General features: G+C 43.1%; 20 protein-coding genes. 4 read left to right on the top strand and 16 right to left on the bottom strand.

The features are described 5' to 3' along the window. From RCH61_RS05750 to RCH61_RS05740, 3 genes are all read right to left on the bottom strand, one after another. The coding region (locus RCH61_RS05750) for a hypothetical protein (RefSeq protein WP_306480104.1) at positions 1-217 on the bottom strand (217 nt) is incomplete at its 3' end. 12 nt (positions 218-229) lie between these two features. Beyond that, positions 230-1255, bottom strand: a complete 1026-nt coding sequence (locus RCH61_RS05745; protein ID WP_178006208.1) for a branched-chain amino acid aminotransferase — start codon at positions 1253-1255, stop codon at positions 230-232. Between the two features lie 80 nt (positions 1256-1335). Then, a complete protein-coding gene (locus RCH61_RS05740) occupies positions 1336-2799 on the bottom strand; it encodes a PH domain-containing protein (RefSeq protein WP_306480103.1) in 1464 nt (487 codons plus the stop codon). Positions 2800-2927: 128 nt separating this feature from the next. On the opposite strand from RCH61_RS05740, the gene RCH61_RS05735 reads away from it, so the two are divergent. Together RCH61_RS05735 and RCH61_RS05730 are read left to right on the top strand one after the other, a co-directional pair. Further along, positions 2928-3329, top strand: coding sequence for a DUF2752 domain-containing protein (locus RCH61_RS05735; protein WP_178006207.1), 402 nt, complete (start codon positions 2928-2930; stop codon positions 3327-3329). A gap of 19 nt (positions 3330-3348) precedes the next feature. Next, positions 3349-4599, top strand: a complete 1251-nt coding sequence (locus RCH61_RS05730; protein WP_178006206.1) for a DUF4234 domain-containing protein — start codon at positions 3349-3351, stop codon at positions 4597-4599. Positions 4600-4746: 147 nt separating this feature from the next. Here RCH61_RS05730 and RCH61_RS05725 read toward each other — a convergent pair whose 3' ends face one another. The 3 genes from RCH61_RS05725 to RCH61_RS05715 are packed head-to-tail and all read right to left on the bottom strand — an operon-like array spanning position 4747 to position 7815. Then, on the bottom strand, positions 4747-5721 hold the full coding sequence (locus RCH61_RS05725; RefSeq protein ID WP_306480102.1) for a serine hydrolase: 975 nt from the start codon (positions 5719-5721) through the stop codon (positions 4747-4749). Beyond that, positions 5702-6577 (bottom strand): N-acetylmuramoyl-L-alanine amidase family protein, encoded by an 876-nt coding sequence (locus RCH61_RS05720; RefSeq protein ID WP_178007388.1) that lies wholly within the window; start codon positions 6575-6577, stop codon positions 5702-5704. Before RCH61_RS05720 ends, RCH61_RS05725 begins: the two co-directional genes overlap by 20 nt. Positions 6578-6597: 20 nt before the next feature. Next, positions 6598-7815 carry a YARHG domain-containing protein gene (locus RCH61_RS05715; RefSeq protein WP_306480101.1) on the bottom strand — a complete coding sequence of 406 codons (1218 nt, stop codon included), beginning with the start codon at positions 7813-7815 and terminating at the stop codon, positions 6598-6600. 222 nt (positions 7816-8037) lie between these two features. On the opposite strand from RCH61_RS05715, the gene RCH61_RS05710 reads away from it, so the two are divergent. Beyond that, positions 8038-8820, top strand: coding sequence for an EFR1 family ferrodoxin (locus tag RCH61_RS05710; RefSeq protein ID WP_178007911.1), 783 nt, complete (start codon positions 8038-8040; stop codon positions 8818-8820). Between the two features lie 188 nt (positions 8821-9008). Here the strand turns inward: RCH61_RS05710 and RCH61_RS05705 are convergent, their stop codons facing one another. The 9 genes from RCH61_RS05705 to mtaB all read right to left on the bottom strand — a co-directional run bounded on the left by RCH61_RS05705 (position 9009) and on the right by mtaB (position 21699). Then, positions 9009-14636 carry a beta-N-acetylglucosaminidase domain-containing protein gene (locus RCH61_RS05705; protein ID WP_178007909.1) on the bottom strand — a complete coding sequence of 1876 codons (5628 nt, stop codon included), beginning with the start codon at positions 14634-14636 and terminating at the stop codon, positions 9009-9011. A gap of 383 nt (positions 14637-15019) precedes the next feature. Continuing rightward, positions 15020-16261 carry a peptidase U32 family protein gene (locus RCH61_RS05700; RefSeq protein WP_178007906.1) on the bottom strand — a complete coding sequence of 414 codons (1242 nt, stop codon included), beginning with the start codon at positions 16259-16261 and terminating at the stop codon, positions 15020-15022. Position 16262: 1 nt separating this feature from the next. Continuing rightward, a complete protein-coding gene (locus RCH61_RS05695; protein ID WP_178007904.1) occupies positions 16263-16922 on the bottom strand; it encodes an O-methyltransferase in 660 nt (219 codons plus the stop codon). Positions 16923-16925: 3 nt separating this feature from the next. Beyond that, a complete protein-coding gene (locus RCH61_RS05690) occupies positions 16926-18596 on the bottom strand; it encodes a ribonuclease J (RefSeq protein ID WP_178007902.1) in 1671 nt (556 codons plus the stop codon). 16 nt (positions 18597-18612) lie between these two features. Next, entirely contained in the window at positions 18613-19074 is a 462-nt protein-coding gene (locus RCH61_RS05685) for a Fur family transcriptional regulator (RefSeq protein WP_178007900.1), read from the bottom strand. 126 nt (positions 19075-19200) lie between these two features. Beyond that, positions 19201-19461, bottom strand: coding sequence for a DUF1292 domain-containing protein (locus tag RCH61_RS05680; protein ID WP_178007898.1), 261 nt, complete (start codon positions 19459-19461; stop codon positions 19201-19203). A 121-nt stretch (positions 19462-19582) separates the two neighbouring features. Continuing rightward, positions 19583-20020 (bottom strand): Holliday junction resolvase RuvX, encoded by a 438-nt coding sequence (gene ruvX / locus RCH61_RS05675; protein ID WP_178007896.1) that lies wholly within the window; start codon positions 20018-20020, stop codon positions 19583-19585. Between the two features lie 6 nt (positions 20021-20026). Continuing rightward, positions 20027-20290 (bottom strand): IreB family regulatory phosphoprotein, encoded by a 264-nt coding sequence (locus RCH61_RS05670; RefSeq protein ID WP_004848083.1) that lies wholly within the window; start codon positions 20288-20290, stop codon positions 20027-20029. Positions 20291-20403: 113 nt separating this feature from the next. Continuing rightward, positions 20404-21699, bottom strand: a complete 1296-nt coding sequence (mtaB, locus tag RCH61_RS05665; protein WP_178007894.1) for a tRNA (N(6)-L-threonylcarbamoyladenosine(37)-C(2))-methylthiotransferase MtaB — start codon at positions 21697-21699, stop codon at positions 20404-20406. 119 nt (positions 21700-21818) lie between these two features. Here mtaB and RCH61_RS05660 point away from each other — a divergent pair, with 119 nt between their 5' ends. Next, complete coding sequence (locus RCH61_RS05660) at positions 21819-22052, top strand: HPr family phosphocarrier protein (RefSeq protein WP_178007892.1); 234 nt, start codon at positions 21819-21821, stop codon at positions 22050-22052. A 62-nt stretch (positions 22053-22114) separates the two neighbouring features. Here RCH61_RS05660 and thiI read toward each other — a convergent pair whose 3' ends face one another. Continuing rightward, a complete protein-coding gene (gene thiI, locus RCH61_RS05655) occupies positions 22115-23299 on the bottom strand; it encodes a tRNA uracil 4-sulfurtransferase ThiI (RefSeq protein ID WP_178007890.1) in 1185 nt (394 codons plus the stop codon). Positions 23300-23344 lie beyond the last annotated feature (45 nt).

The raw sequence follows: 23344 nt of genomic DNA, 5'->3' as shown, positions 1-23344 counted from the left end.
CCACTGCCCGGACCGAGGCAATGTTTCTCCATAATATTTTTATCAGATTTATGAACGTTTCTGCAATCACCGGAAGCATCAAAAGGCACTTTTCGGGATTGTAAACGATCGCCAAGGTATCAGGCAAGCCCGAACTTCGGCTCGTCGCCATCTCAAAAAAACAGTCCGCTTTCGGATTTTTCCAATAACGGACTGTTGAAGCTTTTTTCTGTTTCATTTGAACTTTCTACTATTCGATCACTTTCAGCCAGCCTTCCGGCGCTTCGATATGACCCATTTGAATTCCTGTCAATGTCTCATACAATTTCTGGGTAACAGGTCCCATCTTCTCCATTCCACTCGGGAAACAGATTTCTTTTCCATGGTCTACAACTTTTCCGACTGGTGAAATTACTGCTGCCGTTCCACACAGACCACATTCTGCAAAATCTTTCACTTCCTCAAAATACACATCTCTTTCTTCTACTTCAAGTCCGAGATAATGTTCCGCCACATACATGATCGACCTTCTTGTAATCGACGGAAGGATTGTATCAGAATGAGGAGTTACTATTTTATTATCTTTTGTCACAAAAATAAAGTTTGCACCGCCTGTTTCTTCTACTTTTGTCCTTGTTGCCGAATCAAGATACATATTTTCATCAAATCCATTTGCATGCGCTGTAACGATCGCATGAAGACTCATTGCATAATTCAATCCTGCCTTAATATGTCCCGTTCCCCGCGGAGCTGCCCGATCAAAGTCAGACACACAAATAGTAATCGGCTTCGCTCCTCCTTTAAAATACGGACCTACAGGAGTTGTAAACACTCTGAACTGATACTCATCCGCCGGCTTTACTCCAATCACAGGATTGATTCCAAACATATATGGTCTGATATAAAGCGATGCTCCGGAACCATAAGGCGGAACATACGCTGCATTTGCCCGAACAGTCTGTACGACAGCATCAATAAATCGATCCTCAGGGAAAACAGGCATCTCCAACCGTTTTGCAGAGTCAACCATGCGCGCCGCATTCAGATCCGGGCGGAATGTAACGATACGCCCGTCTTCCGTCGTATATGCTTTCATACCTTCAAACACAGTCTGTGCATATTGAAGCACCCCTGCGCACTCATTCATCACAATATTGGCATCCTCTGTCAGACCGCCCTCATCCCATTTTCCATTCTTATAATTCGCAACATACCTCTTGTCTGTCTGTACATACTGAAATCCTATATTTGCCCAATCAAGATTCTTCTTTTCCATAATAAGGTGCCTCCATTCCTTCATTTAGAAAAACAATCGTATCTTTCTGCCCATCATTATAATACCGCTGTTTTTAAAAATCAAGAGCGCGCTCTGTTTTTTTCTTGTACAATCTTCTCATACCACTTTTCTACATTTCCTTCTTCTGTGCTGTTAACAAATACCGGCCCTTCTGAAGTATCTATTTTCAAAACAGGCGTACACCCTACATAAATGTACATCCGGCATTTCCCGATTTCCCTGCCCTTAAATTTTCCGATCTTCTTCTTCGTATCGCTGGATCCATTCACCCGTTTGTATTCATCCTTCGGAAGCATCGGAAGGATCTCCACGCTCTCAACTTCATCAAAATCAATTTCCACATCAGAATAACCGGATGTAATCTCAATTTTATCAGATTCAACAGACACCTTCATCGGAGAAAAATCGATCCGAAGCATAAGTGCGCATTCCCACACAAGACATGCTATCGTAATAACTATACCTGCCACAAGCGAAATTTTTCCTGCCGGGCGCGCCATATTCGTCGCATAATTAAATGAACATGCCCAATCCTGAACAAGAAGTCTTTTGTCATTCGGATTATTATACCATCCATTCTTCCAATAAATGTCATCATCAACATAAAGCGGAGCTGCATTTGCCTGTAAAAGACGCGTTCTCCTTTTGTTTATATAAAGTGCTCCTCCGACAAAAAGGACTACCGGTATGCTTTCAAGAACAATATAGAGCACATACCCCTCTTCACCTATCCATACATGTTCATCCATCGAATATGTCATCGCAAGATATGCCGCCGTATTAAAAAATCCGCTTCCGATCATGATCCATGACCAGACGTCTTTCTGCATCCTGTTAACCGCCAGATTTAATTCTGACTTTTCACTGTATACTTTATTCTGTGTCCGAAGTATGACGACATGTATCCCCGCAAACACAAGACCTGCCGCCAGTGCACATCCAATCAAAATCCACCCGTCTTCTGAATGTTTCAGATAAAATCTCACTTGCGGCATCAAAAAAGTTAAAAGAATCAGTCCTAAAAACAGCAAGTTCCACAACGGGGAAACCCCCATTTTTCCAGACTGTACAGATACTTTTGTATCCGCCACCGAATCTGCAGTCATGATCTTACTTCCGCCGCTTCCGATCCACCCGTTTTTCACTTTCATATCATACAGTTTTCTGTGCGTCCTATATAATAGAAGAATCGCCCCCACAGAAAGTTCCACAAGCCATATGCTCCACAAAATCATAAAAATCGAAAAATACCAAAAGCAGGCACCACACACCGCAATTCCCACCAACAAATTCAGTATATAAAACCACTTTGTCTTCTTATAGTATTCTTCCATAAACAATTTCACTTCTTCTGTCTCAACCGCCGACGCCGGAAGATGAACCCCCATGAGCATCCCTTCCGCATACTTGCGTTTTGCCCCATAAACGCCGTAAAAAATTCCAATCGTTCCTACATTTATAATCAAAAAATACAAACAATCCATTCTGTCAACCTCAAACGAGCTGCAAACACTCTTTCTCATCTGCACTCCTGAACATTTTGAAACAAACAATTTTATATCCCGCAAAAATTATGCGTCCACAATGATGTACGCAGATTGACAACCTTTTTTGACTATTGTAAACTGGAAGAGATAAGGGAGAAATCTATATGAAAAAATGGCAAAATGTAACCGCACTTTTTACAATCGCAGTATTTTATCTAATCTTAGAACTGGTATTTGGAATCACCTGTCCGATTCTGTTTCTGACCGGAATCTCCTGTGCCGGCTGCGGAATGTCAAGAGCATGGTTTTGCGCACTTCGTCTGGATTTTGCGGGAGCTTTTCAGTATCACCCCCTTTTTTGGATCTTGCCGGTCGGGATCGCACTCTTTCTCTATTGGAATAAGATACCGAAGAAGATTCAGAAAATTTTACTGGCAGCCGCTTGCATCCTGTTTTTGGCTGTATACATTTGGCGAATGCTGGATCCATCCGACACCATCGTAGTTTTTCACCCGGAAAACGGAGCAATCTTTTCATTGATTTCTAATCTTTTTACTAAAAAATGAAAAAAGAGGAGGGATTTTTATGCAGTGTAAAACATGCGGACGAGAAATTTCAGACACCGCAAAATTCTGTCCATACTGCGGAAGTAAAACAGAGCCATCACAAAATACTGCTGAAAAACAAACTACCGAAACATCTTACGGAACAGAAGAAAACAACCCCCAAAAAACAACTGCTGCAGACAAAACAGAAGAAATTCAGAAATTTTTACAAATCGGATTTTTTATTTTGGCAGGCGTCTGCAGCGTGATCGCTTTAAATAACCTGATCTCAGGTATTCAAAGCTTTTCTTACGACAGCGTCTTGCAAGGTTTGGGAAGTTTTCTTGAAATGGCATGTTACGCCGGAAGCGCAGTAATCATTGCAATGTTCGCATTTACAAAAGAAAAAGAAAAAACAAGAACTTTCTTTATCATCTTATGCGGACTTACGGCAATCATCGCTCTGCGCGGAATCATCGGATTTATTACATCCTTATTCCGAAACTTCAGATACTATTTTTCTTTTTACACATTTTTCTGGAGTTTATCGTCTTTGTTATTGACTTTAACTGCGGCAATCGCGATCGTCGGCATCACGTACATTCTCCTGTATCTTGCAGGAATGACGCCTGATCTGTCAAATGTTGCATCCTCTGTCAACGGCTTTACCCGTAACAGCCAGACATGCGGAACAACACAGGACAGCCAAAACAGCAACGCACAAAGCAATACTACACAAAACGGCGGTGCACAAAACAATGGCGCACAAAACGGCAGCGCGCAAAATAACACAAACTACGGGGGACAAAATATGGGAACAAACTATTATAATCAAGGAACAAATTATAACAATCAAGGCTCCGGTTCCAACTATTCCGGTCCCGGCGTTACACCACTAAAAACCGACCGCGGACTGCTCGGCTACATCGTTCTTTCAATTATCACATGCGGAATTTACGGTTATTACTTCATATATACTGTTGCCCGCGATGTAAATACAGCTTGTGCCGGAGATGGAAAAACAACCGGAGGATTAGTGCAGTTTATTCTTCTTTCTATCGTAACATGTGGAATTTACAGTTGGTGGTGGGAGTATTCTCTCGGAAACCGTCTTGCCGCTAACGCGCCGCGTTATGGTTTGTCATTTTCAGAAAACGGAACAACGATTTTGTTATGGCTTATCTTTGGAGCGTTCCTCTGCGGAATCGGTCCTTTCATCGCCATGAATATTATCATCAAAAACACAAACAGTATCTGCATGGCTTACAACCGTTACAACGGATTGATCTAATCCTAAAAACGCCATCACGGAACTTGATATACCAAAATAGAACAACGTAAAAGAAACCTCCAAGCGGCCGCTAAACAAGCGAACCTCCTGGAGGTTTTTATATATCCCTGTTTATCCCTGTTCCAAAAACGCAATCCCGATGAAACGCTAAGGGCACATATACCGATAAACTTGCGCAGACAGTTCCGTAATCATCGTACGCGCCGCAAAAGGATCTGACAGATTACTCGTCATCACGCAAACAGTATACGCTCCATTTTCACCGAAAATAATCGCCGCATCATTTTCCACATCCGAAAGTTCTCCAGTCTTATTTGCAGTCTCAACATTGGCAGGCACGCCTGCCGGAATCTTACCTGTACGTTCCTGCTGTTTCATCAGAGAAAGAATCTTTTCAGATCCCGCCAAAACATTTCCGTTTATTTCCCGAAGAAACTTCCCACAGTCATTCACAGATGTATAATTGTCATCCACATCATTCGGAGCTAACAGCAGTCTTCCCATATGCGTATCTGTAAACTCATGAGATCGGCAAAATGCATTCACCGCTTCCATTCCTGCCGAAGCATCTCCAAAACCGAGTTTCCGAACAAGCATATTCGCCGACTCATTGTCACTGACCGTAATCATCAACCGCAAAAGCTCTTCCGTTTCTCCGGTGTACGCCTCCTGTTCTTGCATCAGCGGCATCTGCTCATATACGCAGCCTGCAATATAAAGCTTGATCAGGCTCGCCGCCTGCATCTGACAATTATTGACAGAAGTTTTTTCTTCCGAAGAAAGATTTTCCACATATACCGAAACGAAGGCCCCGGTACTTTCAACAGGCGCAATGATCTGCCGAATCTGACCGTTCAAATCATCCAACGCCAAAGAAGACTCCTCTGCTTTCTCTTCCGCCTCCTCAGGCTCCACTCTTTTAATCGGAATCTCCTGCCTGTTTTCCTGCTCTTTCTCTTTCTTTTCCTTTACAGGCTCTTCTTCATGACAGGCAGTAAGTGTAAAAGCCGCCGTCACAAGAAGAACCGATAAAATATAGAACAGTCTGTATCTGAAAACATTTCTACGCATATTCTGCTCCCTTACATCATAATCTTCGAAATCAAAAGCCAAAATAGGCATTGATCCCTTCCGTGATCCCGTTGACCATCAATTCCCGATACGAATCATCCGCCATATTTATATCATCCTGCTCGTTCGTCATAAATCCCATTTCAATTATAACAACCGGTATCCGGCTCCAGTTAATCCCTGTCATTGTATCATTGCATCGGATGCCGAGATTTTGCATTCCTGTAGAACTGCAATAAGAATTCAAAATCTGTTCCGCCAGACAATAACTTTCCTCGTAAAAGCTCCCCACATAAGGATTTTCAGCAGATCCTATCAATGCCATTGCGCCGTTTACAGCCGGATCTTCACTTCCATTTGCATGGATTCGTAAAGAAAAATCTGCCCCGGCATCATTAGCAAGGCACGCCCTTTCTGCATTACTTATAGCAATCTCATTGTTTTCCCGGGTCAGGATCACATCATATCCCTGCTCGACCAGACAGTCCCGAAGTCTCAGAGCAATCTCAAGGTTTAATTCATATTCTGGTATCCCGGTAAATCTGCCGGTAGTCCCTCCTGCAGACTTCTGCTTCAATTCCCCCGATCCCGGAGCATTCGGTTCTTGCCCGCTCATGTCTATATTCGGACTTTGATGTCCTGGATCGATGGCAATCAGAATTCCTTTTTTCTCAGATCCTTCTTTCTCATTCGATTGTTTATCCTGATCTGAAACATTGTGCTCCTCCGCATCTTGATCTTCCGACGAAGTTTTGCGTTTTTGTGATTCTTCACGTTCTGTGATAACATCCGACTCTTTTAAAGCTTCGTGTCCTTCCGAAGAATCACCGGTCTGTTTCCTTGCGCATCCCAAAACGCTAAAACCGGCAAACATCAAAACCAGGAAGAACCTTACTCTCTTTTTCATAGTTTCATATCCTTTAGTCATCACTGTGCATCCAGCTGATACCCTTTCGGGTCCATACCAAACTCAATCTGTGACAGAAAATCTGCATTCTTCCGCTCAACTTCGGAGAGCATGGAATTATCAAAATCTTCCGGGCTGACTGTACCGTAATACCAGCTCTTACTATTAAAATAATTCTGCAGTTCAGCTGATTGGAACATGCGTCCATGTCTTGCATAAATCTCATTTTTTGCGTAATTGATCTCGCGGATATCCATTCCCGCCACATCACTTTCCGTCAAAAGACGGGAACCGCTCTGCGGAAGAATATAATCTTTGTTCAAAAGTTCATCCTCAGACTGTGATTTTTCAAATGTCTCTATCAGGTCTTCTCCGTCTTCATCCCAGATAAAAAATGGACTTATATACAATGTTTCATTATCAATATATAACTGTCCGTCCACCTCAACCGTCTGATTTGATTTTATACTGTCAAGCATCTTTTCCGGAAGGACAGATTGGTCAATATGGATGTTCCGCACATTTTCCAGCAAAATATTATCTCCGTAAAAATCTTCTCCGTAAAATGTATATTCCTCATCCAAACGCAGAATATAATCTCCGTTTTCCGTTTTCTTCACAAACCCTTCAAAATACAATTCATCTTCATCCAAAAGATTAAAATCTGCATCTGACAAAACATCCTCATCCGACGGCTCCACAATCTCCTGTTCAATCGAATCGATTGACGGCGCTTCATCTTCTCTTCTGAAAACCAGCACCAACACAACGGCGACAACAGCAATCAGAAGGATTCCTCCGATCACTCCCGCAACAATAATCGGCGTTTTTCCTTTTTTCTTCACCGGAGGAACTTCCTTAACCGGCATTCGGGAAGGCGAAATCTGCGCACCGCACTCCGGACAAAACAAATCCCCGTCTCCCAGTACTGTGCCGCATACCGGACAAGCTTTCTTCGTTGACTCTTTCTCCGGCTCTTGCTCTAACACTTTTTGCAGCTCTCTCTGTAACTCTTGCTCTAACTTCTGCTCCATTTCTTGATCCGGCCCTTGCTCGAACCCTTCGCCTGACTTCTGCTCCGGTTCTTGATTTAACTGTTCTTCCAGCTCCTGCTGTGATCCCTCATTCAAACCTGCGGGATAATCTATATCGGTTGAATGGTCTTCTTGCCGCTGTCCGCACTCGGGACAAAAAACAGCATCATCAGGAATTTCACTGCCACAATACTGACATTTCATAATCTTTTCCCTCCTAAGTACTTTCTATTATATTTATTGTATAGTTTTCTTCTTACCCAGTCAAACAAAAATGCACTGACAACAGAATATCTCAAAAAAGAGCCAAAGAAGATCTGAAGAGCGCCTAAAAAGAGCCGGCTTGGTATATCGTTTTTTCTTCGTGCATTTTCACCCGCATTATGATATCATTGTAATATTACTTACAAAGGAGTCTGTTGATTTATGAAAATGAACGAATTAAAACTTATTTATTTCAGCCCTACAGGAACGACTCACAAAGTCGTTATGGAGACGGCAAGAAGTATTGATCTGAAATCAGTCTCTTTTGACCTTACGATCAAAAAAGATCTGAAACCTGTCGCAAAATTTGCGCCAAACGACTTCGCCCTGTTTGCGATTCCCGTATACTACGGTCGTGTTCCGGCGCTCTTTCTCGAATATCTCGATCTGTTTTCCGGCAGCGGAACTCCCGCCGCCCTTGTCGCTACATACGGATGCCGCGCATATGAAGACGCTCTTTTAGAATTAAAAACCGAAGTCGAAAAAAGAGGCTTCAAAGTCATCGGAGCCGCAGCTTTTCCGACCGAACATTCCATCGTGAACTCCATCGGTGCAAGACGTCCGAACAAAGCAGATTTAAAGACAGCTTCCGAATACGGCGTTTCACTGAATCGAATCATTAAAAAGGAAGAATCTTTTGCTTCCTTCAATCTGAAAGTACCGGGAAATACTCCTTATAGAAAATATGGCAAAAACGTCCTTTTCCCGAAGGCTGATGTTTCCCTTTGCACTGAGTGCGGCGCCTGTGCCAAGATCTGTCCGGCAGGAGCAATCTCTCCTGATAATCCGAAAAAAACAGATCATGATAAATGTATCGGCTGCATGAAATGTGTCCGCTTCTGTAAACAGAAAGCCAGATATGTCAGTGATTTTAAGATGAATCTGACTGTAAAAAAATTAACCAAAGTCTGTCAGAGCGACAAAAAAGCGGAAATCTTCCTTTAATATACATCGTTCGTCCGCTATTCAAAGCAATCACCGGAAGTGCCAAAAGGCACATTCCGGGATTGTAAACGGTCGCCATTGTAAAAAAGAATCGCCAGTTCCGGCTTCATCACTGCCCGAACTGGCGATTCTTAAATTCAAATTATCTTACATCCTTTTGATATTATCCTTTTAATCAATTCTGATTTCTATTCATCTTTTCCAAAAAGGCGAAAGAATGTTTTACGTTTCATAAGCGCTGCAATCATCAAAAGTGACAAGAATAAGCCTGCTAATGCTGAAACGTTCATTGTATCTCCGGTTGCAACCGCTCCGTTTGTAATTGCTCCATTTGAAGAGCTTCCCGTATTCTCACTGCTTCCTTTCTTTACAAGTCCTGCTTGTGCAGCCTCAAAGGCAGATTTCGCATTTGCAAACATTTCCGCCGTTGTCTCCTTCGAATCCAGAGCCATCAGCGCATCGTACGCCTTTTTATATGCCGCATAGCTTTCCTCTGTATAACCTTCCGGTTTCTTCAATACAATAGAATCTCTGTATTCATCCAAACCAGCCGCACGTTTTTCCAGTCCCTTGATTGCCGCACGAATTGCTGACACCGCATTGGCAACCTCTTCTTTCGTACCGTTTTCTTTCAACGGTTCTGCAGTTGTCACAGCATCTTTCAACAGTTTATAAGAACCTGCTGTGTAATTCCCTTCTTTGTGCTGCGCCGCTTCATTAATAGCCGCCTTCAAATCTACGATACTTACAAGCGCCGCTTTCGCTTCTTTCATTGCAGCGATATTTGCCTGATCTAACGCCGGATCATTCTGATCTTTATCTGCTTTTGCTTTGCTGATGGCATCCTGAAGCACACCGAAACTTACTTCTGTGTAATCTTTACCGTTTACTTTTTCCATTTCTGCAATGACATCATCCACGGTCGTTTCTGTTTTTTCCACCAGACCATTCACTGCATTTTCCAGATCAGAAACTGCTTTATCTACCTGATCTTTTGTTCCGTTTTCCAGACAGGACTCCGCATCCTTCACTACATCCTGAAGTACGTTCCAACTGTCTGCCGTATAAAGCTTTTCATCCAGTTCCCCAACTTCTGCAAGTTTTGCTTTCAATGCAGCTACATTAACAAGACCTTCTTCTGTCTGTACAAAAACATTTCGTGCAGCATAGATTTCTTTCGGATTGTTACGCTCTGCCTTATCTGCTTTCACAAGCGCATCTAACGCCGCTTTCGCATCTGTATATGCTTTGTAAGAAGCAGTTGTGTAATCATCCTCATTATAGTTTACTGCGTTTTCTAATTCTGTTTCCGCCAGCTCTCTCTGGATCAGTGAATATTCTAAAGCCGCGTCAGCTTTCTTAAGTTTCTCTGTCAGATCTTCCACTTTCTTCTCGGAAACATTTTCTTTATCTTTCAGAGCTTCCCGAATCTCATTTATTACCGACTCATATGACGCATACGTTCTCGCAGAATAGATCTCTACATAAACAGGAGCTTCTTCTGTTCCTACATTTTCTTTTCCTGCTTTCACATGATTCAGTGCATTTTCTAATTCGGTAACATCTCCTTTGACAACTGCGTTTTTATGTGCGGCAAGAAGCGCTTTTTCTGCCAGATTTACAACTTCCTGTGTCGCGTAGTCATTTGCCGAGATTTCTTCCGCTGTCGCTTTTGCTTCCGTCACCGCCTGCTTGCTGCCTGCCGTCCACTTATCGTTGATCTGCTTTTTAATCGCCTCATTCAGCGCATTTTTATCAACTGCAGCTTTTTCATTTTCGCTTGTCTTTATAATAGAAATTTCAGGAATATCTTCCGCCCATGTTACAACGACTTCCAAGATCTGGCTGTCTTTTGCAACAGCAAATTCATTGATCGTCTGATTCAGTTTTCCGATCGTGACTGCTTCTTGTTTTACTCCGTCTTTATAAAGAACTGCTTTTACATCCGCATTCGATACTTTTCCGTTTTGAACGATACGAATCGTTCTCTGATCCGGTCTGCTGATACGATATGTAAATGAACCGTTTGCAGCAGATGGTTTATATGTTGTCGCAAAATTTCCGTCGAATACATTTGACGGGATCTTGCCCGCTTCTTCCGTCACTTCTGACACGATGTCTTTGTTCGACTCTATTGTCATGTATGCTCCGCCGTTAATCTGAAGTTCATACAGTTCAACCCATCTTTGTGTATATGTTGTCAACGGTACGATTCTCAAATAACGTCCTGATGCATTCAATCCGGTTGCTTCTGCATACATATTTCCCGGATTTGTAGTATCATGAGTCAAATAGTCGGCGTCTTTTGCTGTTGCATTAGACGATATCTGAACCGCTGCCTCATTTCCTACTTCGAGGATCTTTGTCCACTGATCGTCTGCAGCCTCTTTGCTGTCCGCAACTTCGAATTTTGCATGTCTTAAAAAGTCAAGACTTGTCTCTTTTACATAATATCTGAATGATTCAAAATTCACAGTCTGTCCGAGATCGAATACGATCTTTTTCCCTTCATCCTGTGTTCCTGTGATCTTGCCAAACGTAGCTAAATCTCCGTCGAATACATTTCCTACTTTTCCGTTGCTGCGCATATCACTTGCAGAATCACTCTGCGCGAAATCACTTTCAACTGTTTTCTCTCCGATAAACGCATATGTTACTTTGAATTCTTCAACTGCAACATCCTGTGTCTCATTTCCGGCATTGTAAAGTCTTACATATCTCGCGTCTTCCAACGCTCCTGCATCAACGTCAGTCCAGATTACTCCGTTCATAGAACTTTGCAGTTTCACATTTGCATTATCTCCCGCTTTCACTGCAATGTTCTCGATCGCTTTAATGTTCTTTAAATCAACGCCGATATACTGATCTTTTTCCAAACTGATCGTTCCCGGCTGTAAAGAAGACATTCCTGCTTCTGTTGTTCCGAGCATTTCGTGATTTTTCACATTTGTATAAATATTCTCTGTTGTTCCTGCCTGACCCGGATTCTTCGGCGCACGGATATCTAATTCACCGACGCGTACCCAGCCTGCTGTCTGCTCTTTGTTCACAAGACGGATGGCTTTGATCTGATCAGTTACTGTAAAGTTTACTGTCTGATCTTTCGCATTTGTAAACTCTCCGGCGTTCTTCCAGCCGCTTTGTCCGTCTGTGCTGTACTGTATTTCTACTTTTTTAAACACATCTCCTGCAGATGACTTTCCTTGCGTCATTCTTATGCTTCCGATCTGTTTTGCTTCCGGGAATGTAACCTGAATATAAGCGCCTGCCGCGATTTTATCCTTGTCCGCACCGCTATATGGTTCTTTCGCGATCCACATCTCTGTAGACAGATCCCCGTCAAACATTTTTGCTGCTGTATGATCGTTCCCCTGTGTAGAAATTTCACTGAATGTCACATCTCCCGTGTAACGCTCTGTGTCTGCGGAAGCCACTTCTTTTTTATTAATCTGAATTTCCGAGATCTCAAGCCAGCAGTCGTTTACATTCGCCGCTGTTGCGATAAGACGGATTCCTTTTGCTTTCAGATCACTCGGAAGGTTTGCTTCCTTCACATTGATATCCTGAACTTTTCCCTGCTCGCCGACAAAATTATTTTCCATACCTGTCAGGGTCAGATCTGTCCAGGTTCCGTCTTCTGTCATATACTGCAGTTTCGCATGTTCAAAATGATTTTTTCCCGTTCCAAGAATAAAGCGAATACTGTCAATATCGATCATTTTATTATATTCCACACCGATATAATCATCTTTTGAAAGTGAATTCGGAGTCTTGTAAATAATCTTTGTAGACTCATCGCCGTCAAAAAGATTCTCTTTTGCGCCTTCCGGCGTATCTTTTCTGCTTGTGATATATTTTTGAATCACTTTATCAGGATTAACCGCTGTCTCCGCTTTTGCAGATACATATTCTGCCAGTGTATTGATAAACGGAACAATGTGCTGTACGCCAACCTCTGCGTATTCCTGATGATCTACATATAAAAAGTCATATGTTTTCGAACGGTCAAATGCTGTCTTCCCTGCTGTATTATAGCTGATCACAGAAGAAACGTCTCCTTCCAGAGCGCTCTTTACACCGTTTAAGTATGCGATTGCCGCCTCTGTCGTATCATCCCAGCAGTTCAGCCAGTATACGATCTGACCTTTGATCGCCTCATTTCCACTTGCCCGATACGTCTTTGACGCATTTTGAAGCACTTCAAATTCTGCGATCACTGCATCTACATCTTCAGCCGTAAGTGTCTCCGCTTCCAGCTTCTCTTTGAATGCATTTAACTGTTCTTTCAGCACAACCGATTCCTGCAATGCCGTTACACGAGAATCCATCGCCTGATTGATCATATGTTTTGACATCTCACGAAGCGCGTCGCTTGCCCCATTCGGAACTGCCGAATTATGATCTACAAATGAAAACGCGTTATTCCAAGACCGGTCTGCCTCTTCTTTTGTCTCCCAGATATTCCATGCGTAATCTGCATTACCGAAAATAGCGACTTTGCTCGGCTCTGACTGCTGCATCGGGTTGAGCATAATTCCCTGAATCTTAGAAGGCTCTACTCCAGGATGAAGGAACGTATCATATCCTCCCATGATCAGGTGTTTCTTAGAGTTATCCGTACACGGCCAGTTGATCCACATGAACGGTCCGCGTCCGACATTGCCCGTAAACGTAGAAGTAAAGTTGTCCGTTACTTCTCCCCAAACTCTTCCGCCTGTCATAACGATCTGAACATTATCCGGCGCCTGTTTCAGAGTCTGAAGTTCCGCACTGCTTCCGTTGCCCATATAATCATACGGAACATACGGGATCGTCATTTTCATATCAGGATATTCTTTCTTCACTTCTTCAAGCCATGCCGTCATATCGTTTAACAGACGTACTCCATTCGCTCCTCCCGGATTCCAAAAGTCGTCTGCAAGGATTGCGATCTGACGCACGCCCTGATCGATCACCTGTTTAAACTTCGCCTGAAGTTTCGCTAAATCCGCCTCGTAATTATCATCAAAACGAAGATGATTTCCCTGCGGGAACGGATGAAGCGCGTAGACGAAACGGCATTTTGATTCATTGCCGGCTTCCGCCAGCGGTCTGATCTTGCTCGCCAGCTCTGCTTCCGTGTAAAGTTCGTCCCACTGTGTACGATGCTTCGGATCGTCTTTCGGCGCATAGAAATAGGCGTTTAACTTGTAATATCCTCCCCATTTCATCAAGTTCACACGATCTTCCGTTGACCACGGATTTCCGTAGTAGCCTTCTATAAAACCACGGCTTACTACATCCGCATAATCCTCGATCTCAAAATTACGGATCGTCAGGCTGTCTGTCTGCGCAAAAATATGATACAGCGTAGTCAGACCGTAAAATGCAGCATCTGCATCTTTTCCAAGTACAGAGATCACATTCTCATCACTTGCCAAAAAATAAGAATCTGTCTTTCCGAACAAAGACTCTTCCGGCTGATATTCTGCTGTAATATAATCTTCCGCCGTTCCATCCTGTCCATGCACACCAACATATACATTGGTTGTGCCTTCCTTCGGCTGCTCTGCTTCATTCACCTCAAGACCTTTGAGGTCCGCCGCCTCTTGCAGACGGTCTTTTGTTGCCTCATCAATTCCTTTGTCATAGATTACATTCAATTCTTTTCCCAGAATATAATCCCCTTGCTGATACTCCACCTTATGTGGATTCGGATAGATGAGGTAGTCTTCCTGCGGCTCTTCTGCTGCCTGTGCCGGAACGAAATTTCCCGGTATCACAATGGCAACGGTAAGAACCCCTGCAAGCAGTTTTTTCACTACCTTTCCTGCCATAAACTTCTTCCTTTCTTTTCTCATATTTTTATAGGATACTACCAAATTTTATTATATCATTTTTCGCCGCTTAACGCTTTACTTTTTTTCATTATTTTCCACTTTTTTTCTGCCCTTTTTTCTGCCGTTTTTTCCACACTTTCCCCCCTTGCCTTTTTATCTCTTATATTCTCCCGTTTCACCTGCCTTCTCCTAACATCAAATCACCGGAAATGCAAAAAGACGTATTCCGGGATGTAAATGGCCGCCATTACAAAAAAGCATAGACGAAGATGCTGTATACATCCTCTTCTATGCTGCTTTCGTTCCGGTTTTCCCCGGTATCACTATGAAGATTATTCTCTTTTTCTTTTCGTTTTTGTTCCACAGCGCCGGAGCTGTTTTTACATCTGTTCTGATACGTCTTCTTTTCTTCGCAAAATATCATACACATCAGGAGTTTCACTTAGTTCGACATAAAGAACCTGTTTCGAGTGGGGTGCGCTTTCCTGTTCCCCGCCTTCTTCATTGATAATACGCCGCACCTCTGCTTCCGTATTTCTGCCGTCCGGTTTCATGATCTCGATCGTCTCTTTGACAGAAAATTTATTTCTCTGCTCAATCCGGCAAAGTCCGTCCCGAACCTCCCCGACGATTCCAAGATAGGTGTACTCTTTATTATATGTGTTGCTGTCATAGATCTGTGTCGTTTCATCCGGTTTCCCGAAGAAAAATCCGGTTGTAAACTGACGATAAGTACAATTAGAGATCTGTTCTTTATACCACGGCATATTCTGTTCATACAGTTTCGGATCTTTCTTATAGTCATCGATCGCTTTACGGTACGTCCTTGCAACCGTCGCCACATATAAAGCAGTTTTCATTCTGCCTTCAATCTTAAGACTGTCGATCCCTGCATCGATCAGCTCCGGTATATGCTCAATCATACAAAGGTCTTTCGAATTAAAAATATAAGTTCCTCTTTCATTTTCATAAACCGGAAGATACTCTCCGGGTCTTTTTTCTTCTACAACCGCATATTTCCAACGGCACGGATGAGTACATGCTCCCCTGTTCGCATCTCTTCCCGTAAAATAATTGCTCAAAAGGCATCTTCCCGAATAAGAGATACACATTGCTCCGTGGATAAATGTCTCGATTTCCAAATCCGCCGGAATATTTGCGCGAAGTTCTTTCAGCTCTTCCATCGACAGTTCCCTGGCAGATACAACACGGCTCGCTCCCTGTTTATACCAAAAATTATATGTCGCATAATTCGTATTATTTGCCTGTGTGCTTATATGCCTTTCAATCTCAGGGCAGATCTCTTTAGCGATCTCAAACACCCCCGGATCTGCAATGATCAGCGCATCCGGTTTAATTTCTTTTAATTCTTTAAAATATTCCCTGACACCGTCAAGATCATCATTATGTGCCAAAATATTTGCAGTCACATAGACCTTCACATTATGCTCATGGGCAAATTGAATGCCCTCGCTCATCTCTTCCATCGAAAAATTCTTCGCTTTTGCCCGCAGTCCGAATGCTTCGCCTCCAATATAGACAGCATCTGCTCCGAAAATAACTGCAGTTTTCAACACTTCCAGACTGCTTGCCGGAATCAATAATTCAGGATGTCTGCTCATATTATCCTCTTTCTCCTACCTCTTTTTTCACACTCAGCGCCACACCGTCTCCCAAAGGAACGATCGATGTCACAAGTTCATCGTTATGTTTTAATTCATACAAATATTCCCTCATTCGCGCATGGATCGTCCGATCTCTCCGTTCTACCGCAAAGCGCGACTCGATCACATCTCCGTCCTGCATCACATTATCTGATACAAGAAGACCGCCGTCGGACAGCAGCCGCATCACTTCAGGAAAATAATGAATGTACTGCCCTTTCGCCGCATCCATAAAGATAAAATCATAAGATTCTTTCAACGTTCCAAGCACTTCCATTGCATCGCCTTCTATCAGTGTGATCCTGTTTTCTTTCCCTGCCCGAACAAAATTTTGTCTCGCAATCGGGATTCTTTTTTCATAGTTTTCGATCGTCGTGATCGTACATTCTTCCGGTGTATATTCACTCATCAATAACGCAGAGAAACCTACGGCAGTTCCCACTTCCAGAATGCGCATAGGTTTTTTCACCAGGAGAAGCACCTTGAGGAAGCTCTGCATCTCGCGCCGTATGATCGGCACATTGTCATCCAGAGCTTCTCTCTCAATAACTTCTAATATTTCACTGTTTTTCGTATCAAGCGAATTGATGAATGTAACAATACGTTCATCTACTATCATAATCTACACATCCACATCCATGATGATCGGAATCACCATCGGTTTCCTCTTTGTCTTTTTCCATATATAGTCATTCATGGAGTCACGGATCACAAGTTTAATCTTATTCCAATCCGTATGGCGTCCGGTAAGACATTTGTCCAAAGCATCAGACACCGCTTTTCTCGCATCGTCCATCAGTTCTTCCGATTCTCTCACATAAACAAAACCGCGGGATACAATATCCGGACCTGCAAGCAGACGGTTCGTTCTTCTCTCAAGAGTAAGCACAACAATGATGATTCCATCTTCCGCCAGATGCTGTCTGTCCCGAAGCACAATATTTCCTACGTCACCGACTCCGAGTCCGTCTACGAGAATTGCGCCTGTATGGACTTTATCTACCACTTTTGCACTGTCATCACATAATTCAAGCACATCGCCGGACTGGATGATAAATACGTTTTCTTTCGGAATACCGAGTGATTTTGCCACTTCTGCATTCGCTTTCAAATGCCTGTACTCTCCATGAACCGGAATCGCATATTTCGGCTTTACAAGGGAATAGATCAGCTTCAATTCTTCCTGACAGGCATGTCCCGACACATGAGCATCCTGAAAAATAACTTCTGCTCCCTTCGAAGAAAGTTCATTGATCACACGGGAAACAGACTTCTCATTTCCGGGGATCGGATTCGAACTGAAGATAATCGTGTCGTTCGGCTGGATCGTCACTTTTCTGTGCACATCCGCTGCCATTCTGGACAGAGCTGCCATCGACTCTCCCTGACTTCCTGTTGTAATAAGCACCATTTTTTCCGGCGGATAATTCTTCATCTGATCAATCTCGATCAATGTGTTTTCCGGCACATTCAAATATCCAAGTTCCGACGCAGTCGCAATGATATTCACCATACTGCGCCCTTCCACAACAACTTTTCGTCCGTACTTGTACGCCGAGTTGATGATCTGCTGCACACGATCTACATTCGATGCAAACGTAGCGATAATCAGTCTTGTATTCTGATGCTCTGCAAAAATATGGTCAAACGTAATGCCTACCGTCTTTTCCGACTGGGTAAATCCGCGCCGCTCCGCATTCGTACTATCTGACATCAATGCAAGTACGCCCTTCTTGCCGATCTCTGCAAACCGCTGCAGATCGATCGCATCTCCGAACACCGGCGTATAATCTACTTTAAAGTCTCCGGTATGGATCACAACTCCGGCAGGTGAATAGATCGCAAGAGCGGATGCATCCTGAATACTGTGATTCGTTTTAATAAATTCAATCCGAAACTTTCCAAGATTGATCGACTGCCCGTGACGGACAACTTTCCGTTTCGTCGTCCGAAGAAGATTATGTTCCTTTAGTTTATTCTCAATAATACCCATCGTAAGCTTCGTCGTGTAGATCGGAAGATTGATCTCTTTGAGCACATACGGAAGCGCTCCAATATGATCCTCATGACCATGCGTGATAACAAAACCTTTCACTTTCGACGCATTATCCTTCAAATATGTCACATCCGGAATCACAAGATCGATTCCAAGCATATCGTCCTCCGGGAACGCAAGACCGCAGTCCACGACAACGATACTGTCTTCATATTCAAAGGCAGTAATATTCATACCAATCTGCTCTAAGCCTCCAAGCGGTATGATACGCAGTTTTCCATTATTCTGTTTTTTCAAAAAACAAACACCTCCTCTATTTTCCTTTTTTCATGCATTCTTTGCATATTCCGTAAAACTTTACCTCGTGGTCGAGAACATGAAATCCTGTCGTGCGTTCGATGTGACGTTCTGCTTCTTCAAGAAGATCCTCATCGAAAGGGATGACTTTATTACATGTTCTGCATATAAGATGGTGATGGTTATGTCTTTCTTCCCCGTCCAGCAGGTGTCCGATCTCATAACGCACACACCCCTCATCCAAATTAATCTTGTCTATGAGCTGCATATCCCATAAAAGTTGGATCGTGCGGTAGACAGTCGCCAATCCGATCTCAGGGTGATCCTGTGTCACGAGCTCATAAATATCCTCTGCAGTCAAATGCCTGCCTTTATTCTGCTCCAGCGCTGAGAGGATCAGAATTCTCTGATTCGTAACTTTCAGCCCTTTTTCTCTCAGCTTTTCCTTGAGCAGTTCCTCTGTCCTGTTTTTTTTCATTCTATCCTCACCAAAAACATCCGACGGACACCTTCCCGATTGCTTGCCCTTGTTCTGGCGTCAAACAGTTCAATATATCCATCGGAATCTCTCGGAAATTTTCATTGCATACAATATAATATTCTTCTACAGCTCAATACTTACATCTTCAAGTAGTTCCTCAAAAACTTTGGAAACTGCCTGCAATTCCCTGTCGTCCTCAACAATCTCATAGACGCTCTCTCCGGTCGCTTCATCCTGCACATCTTTCAGGATCAGACACTCCGCGTCATCGTCCTCTGATTCCGTAACAAGGATATATGCACTTCCGTTGATCTTTGTTTCTTCAAGCACAAAAAATTCATCTTCACCATTTCCGTCTGCAAATGCAAATCTAACTTTTTCCATATCCGAATCCCTTACGTCCTTTTCTTTTTCAATCTCGGTATTGTGCACGAATCACCGGAATTGCCAAAAGGCAAATTCCGGGATTGTTAGCGGTCGCCATTGCAAAAACCGACAGATTCACCTATTCTGCCTGTTTTTTCATATGCATCAAATCCAGATATCCCTGCAGGATAAACACTGCGGCGATCTGGTCTATATGTTTTTTCCGATTCTCACGGCGCACCTTGCTCTCGATCAATGTCCGTTCTGCCTCTACTGTTGTAAGTCTCTCGTCCCACATGATCACTTCTAATCCTGTCCGCCGCTTTAACATCTCGCCAAATTCAATCGACTTGTTTGCCCGCTCCCCGATATCGTTATTCATATGTTTCGGAAGACCGAGAACGATCTTTTCCACATCATATTCTTTGATCAGTTCCTCGATCCGCGCACAAGTACGCCGAAGCTTATTTTCTTCTTTTCTCCCGATCGTTTCCACTGCCTGAGCCGTAAGACAAAGAGCATCGCTGATCGCAACGCCTACCGTCTTCGCCCCATAATCAAGTCCCATAATTCTCATATCTGATTATTCCCACGAATGATGTTCGATATACGCTTTTAACAGCTCCTCGACCAACTCGTCCCTCTCTACTTTCATGATCAGACTTCTCGCTCCGTTGAAGCTTGTAACATACGTCGGATCTCCCGACATAATATATCCTACGATCTGGTTTACCGGATTATATCCTTTTTCTTTCAGCGCCTTGAACACAATCTCCAAAATGTCTCCGGCTGAAATCTGCGGTCCCGGTTCTACCTGAAAGAATTGTGTATTGCTGAGATCACTCATCCTGCTGTTCCTCCTTACTCTCTGTCTTTTTGTATCAACATTCTATTACTCATTTTTCTTTTCGGAAACTCCGAAATCACTACCTACAATTTTAATATACTCCTATTCAAAATTCAACGTATAATTTGTGAATGATTTTCAATTTTCACTTTTACGATACAATTAGAAATATTTTTTTCGGTTTCTAGTGCAATTTTCATATACTCTTTCGTGTGCCCTGTCATTACCGTTTTTCCATCAATCTGCGCGCGTTCTTCAAAGAGCACTTCCACTTCTTTTCCAAGAAAGCTTTCCTCATACGCTTTCCGTTTTTTCTCACCAAGAGCGATCATACGGGCGCTTCTTTCGCCTTTGATTTTCTCGTCGATCTGACCGTCCATCACCGCCGCTTTTGTTCCTTCTCTCTTTGAGTATTTAAAAATATGTGTCTCATAGAAATCAACCCCGTCTACAAACGCATAGGATGCCTCAAATTCTTCCTCTGTCTCGCCCGGAAATCCGACGATCACATCCGTTGTGAGAGCCGGTTGATCAAAATATTTCCGAAGGATCTGACATCTGTCGTAATATTCTCCGCTCGTATACTTCCTGTTCATCCGCTTCAATGTCGCGTCGCATCCACTTTGAAGGGAAAGGTGAAAATGCGGGCACACTTTCGGCATCTGTGAAAGTTCTTTTGCAAATTCTTCCGTAATAATGCCAGGTTCAAGAGAACCAAGACGGATTCGTTCGATCCCTTCAACTGCATGTACCTCTTTTATAAGATCAAGCAGATGCCTCTGCCCATCAAAGTCAATTCCGTAAGAACTCAGATGGATTCCCGTAAGAACAACCTCCTTATATCCGTTTCCGGCAAGATCACGCACTTCTTCCAGTACGTCTTCCATCTGTCTGCTCCTCACCCGCCCCCTCGCATAGGGGATAATACAATAAGTACAGAATTGATTGCAGCCGTCCTGCACTTTAATATATGCCCTCGTATGATCTCCGGGTTTCGTCAAATGCAGTTCTTCGTACTCTTTTGTACGGTTAATATCTTCCAACGCATATTCGGTATGGATGTTCTTCTGCATTTCATACTGCCGCAATAATTCCGGCAGATCTTTTTTATGATTATTTCCAATCACAATATCAATGCACGGATCGATTTCTTTTCCTTCCTGTGCCTGCACATAACATCCTGCCGCCACAACAACCGCATCAGGATTCAGTTTTCTTGCACGGTGAAGCATCTGTCTTGACTTTCGATCCGCAATATTCGTAACTGTACATGTATTGATAATATAAACGTCCGCTCCTTCTTTAAAAGGAACGATCTCATATCCTGCCTGTTCAAGCATTTCCTGCATTGCTTCTGTCTCATACGCATTTACTTTACATCCAAGATTATGAAGTGCTGCTTTTTTCATAAGTTTCCCTCTTTTTACCATTCTTTCTGTTATTGTTTCTTGACTTTTAGTTTCCTATCCCGTAGAATATTTATAGGGTTTTGCCCCTATTTTATCACATATTTCAAGGAGGTAGCAAAATGAAAACTGTACAGATTTCATTAAATTCAATCGACAAAGTAAAATCTTTCGTAAACGAGATCACAAAATACGACAACGACTTCGATTTAGTATCTGGAAGATACGTTATAGATGCCAAATCCATCATGGGAATTTTCAGTCTTGATCTCTCCAAACCGATTGATCTGAACATTCACGCAGACGGCGATATTGATGCAATCCTCGCTGCTCTCGACCCGTATATTATCAAATAATAACAGGAAAATATATTCATGCGTAAATGCAAAAAGCTGCCTCTTCCGAGACAGCTTTTTTTCTATGCCCCTACCGTGATCACTTCTGCAGTTTCAAGCGCTGTCTTCATCAGATCATCGATACAGTCTGTCAGATTGATTTCTGACTTTTCGATTCGTTCTACATTTGGTTTCGTCACCGGATGCTTTGCCACAAAGATCGTACAGCAGTCTTCAAAAGGCTGAATTGAAACTTCGTATGTGTCGATCTTTTCAGAGATTTCTACAATCTCTTTCTTATCAAATCCAATAAGAGGACGATATACCGGCAGTGTGCAGACCGCATTTGTCGCCGCAAGACTCTGCATCGTCTGACTCGCCACCTGACCGATGCTCTCTCCTGTGATCAGACCAAGACATCCGTCTTTCTTCGCGAAATGTTCCGCGATCCGCATCATATAGCGGCGCATAATGATCGTCAGCTCATCGTGCGGACATTTTTCATAAATCGCAAGCTGAATATCGGTAAAATTAACGATATGAAGCTTGATCGGACCTGAATAAGCAGATACGAGTCTGGCAAGATCGATCACTTTCTCTTTCGCTCTCTCGCTTGTGTACGGCGGCGCGTGAAAATAAACCGCCTCCAGTTCAACGCCTCGTTTTGCAACCATATATCCGGCTACCGGACTGTCGATTCCGCCTGATAACAGAAGCATCGCGCTGCCGTTTGTTCCGACAGGCATTCCTCCCGGTCCCGGAATGATTTCAGAATAAATATAAACCTCTTCTCTGATCTCTACGTTCAGACGCACTTCCGGATTGTGCACATCAACTTTCATCCCCGGATACGCATCAAGAACAGCCTCTCCAAGCGCGCAGTTTAACTCCATCGAATTCATCGGATACCGTTTATTGGCGCGGCGCGCTTCTACTTTGAACGTCTTATCTGCCTGAGGATACATCTCTCCTACATAGGCAGCCACATCTTTTTTCAGTTCTTCCGGTTCTTTCACTTCCTTGCGGACAACCGGACAGATCCCTACGATACCAAATACTTTCTTAAGACTTTCAACTGTCTCTTCATAATCATATTCGCCCTCGCAGTCCACGTAAACTCTGCCGTGACATTTATGAACAAGGAATTCTCCGTCTACATTCCGAAGTGCATATCTGATCTGCCGCACAAGTGCGTCTTCAAATACATAACGGTTCTTTCCTTTGATTCCTATTTCTCCGTATTTAATCAAAAACGAATGAAATTCCATCTTTTTTTCTCCTTCTTTACGCTGTATTCTTTCGTGTTATCTTCC

Source organism: Mediterraneibacter sp. (assembly GCF_030825015.1).
GTDB lineage: Bacteria > Bacillota > Clostridia > Lachnospirales > Lachnospiraceae > Mediterraneibacter.
Note: the sequence above shows the minus strand (reverse complement) of the source record. Positions and strands in the feature narration are given on the sequence as shown.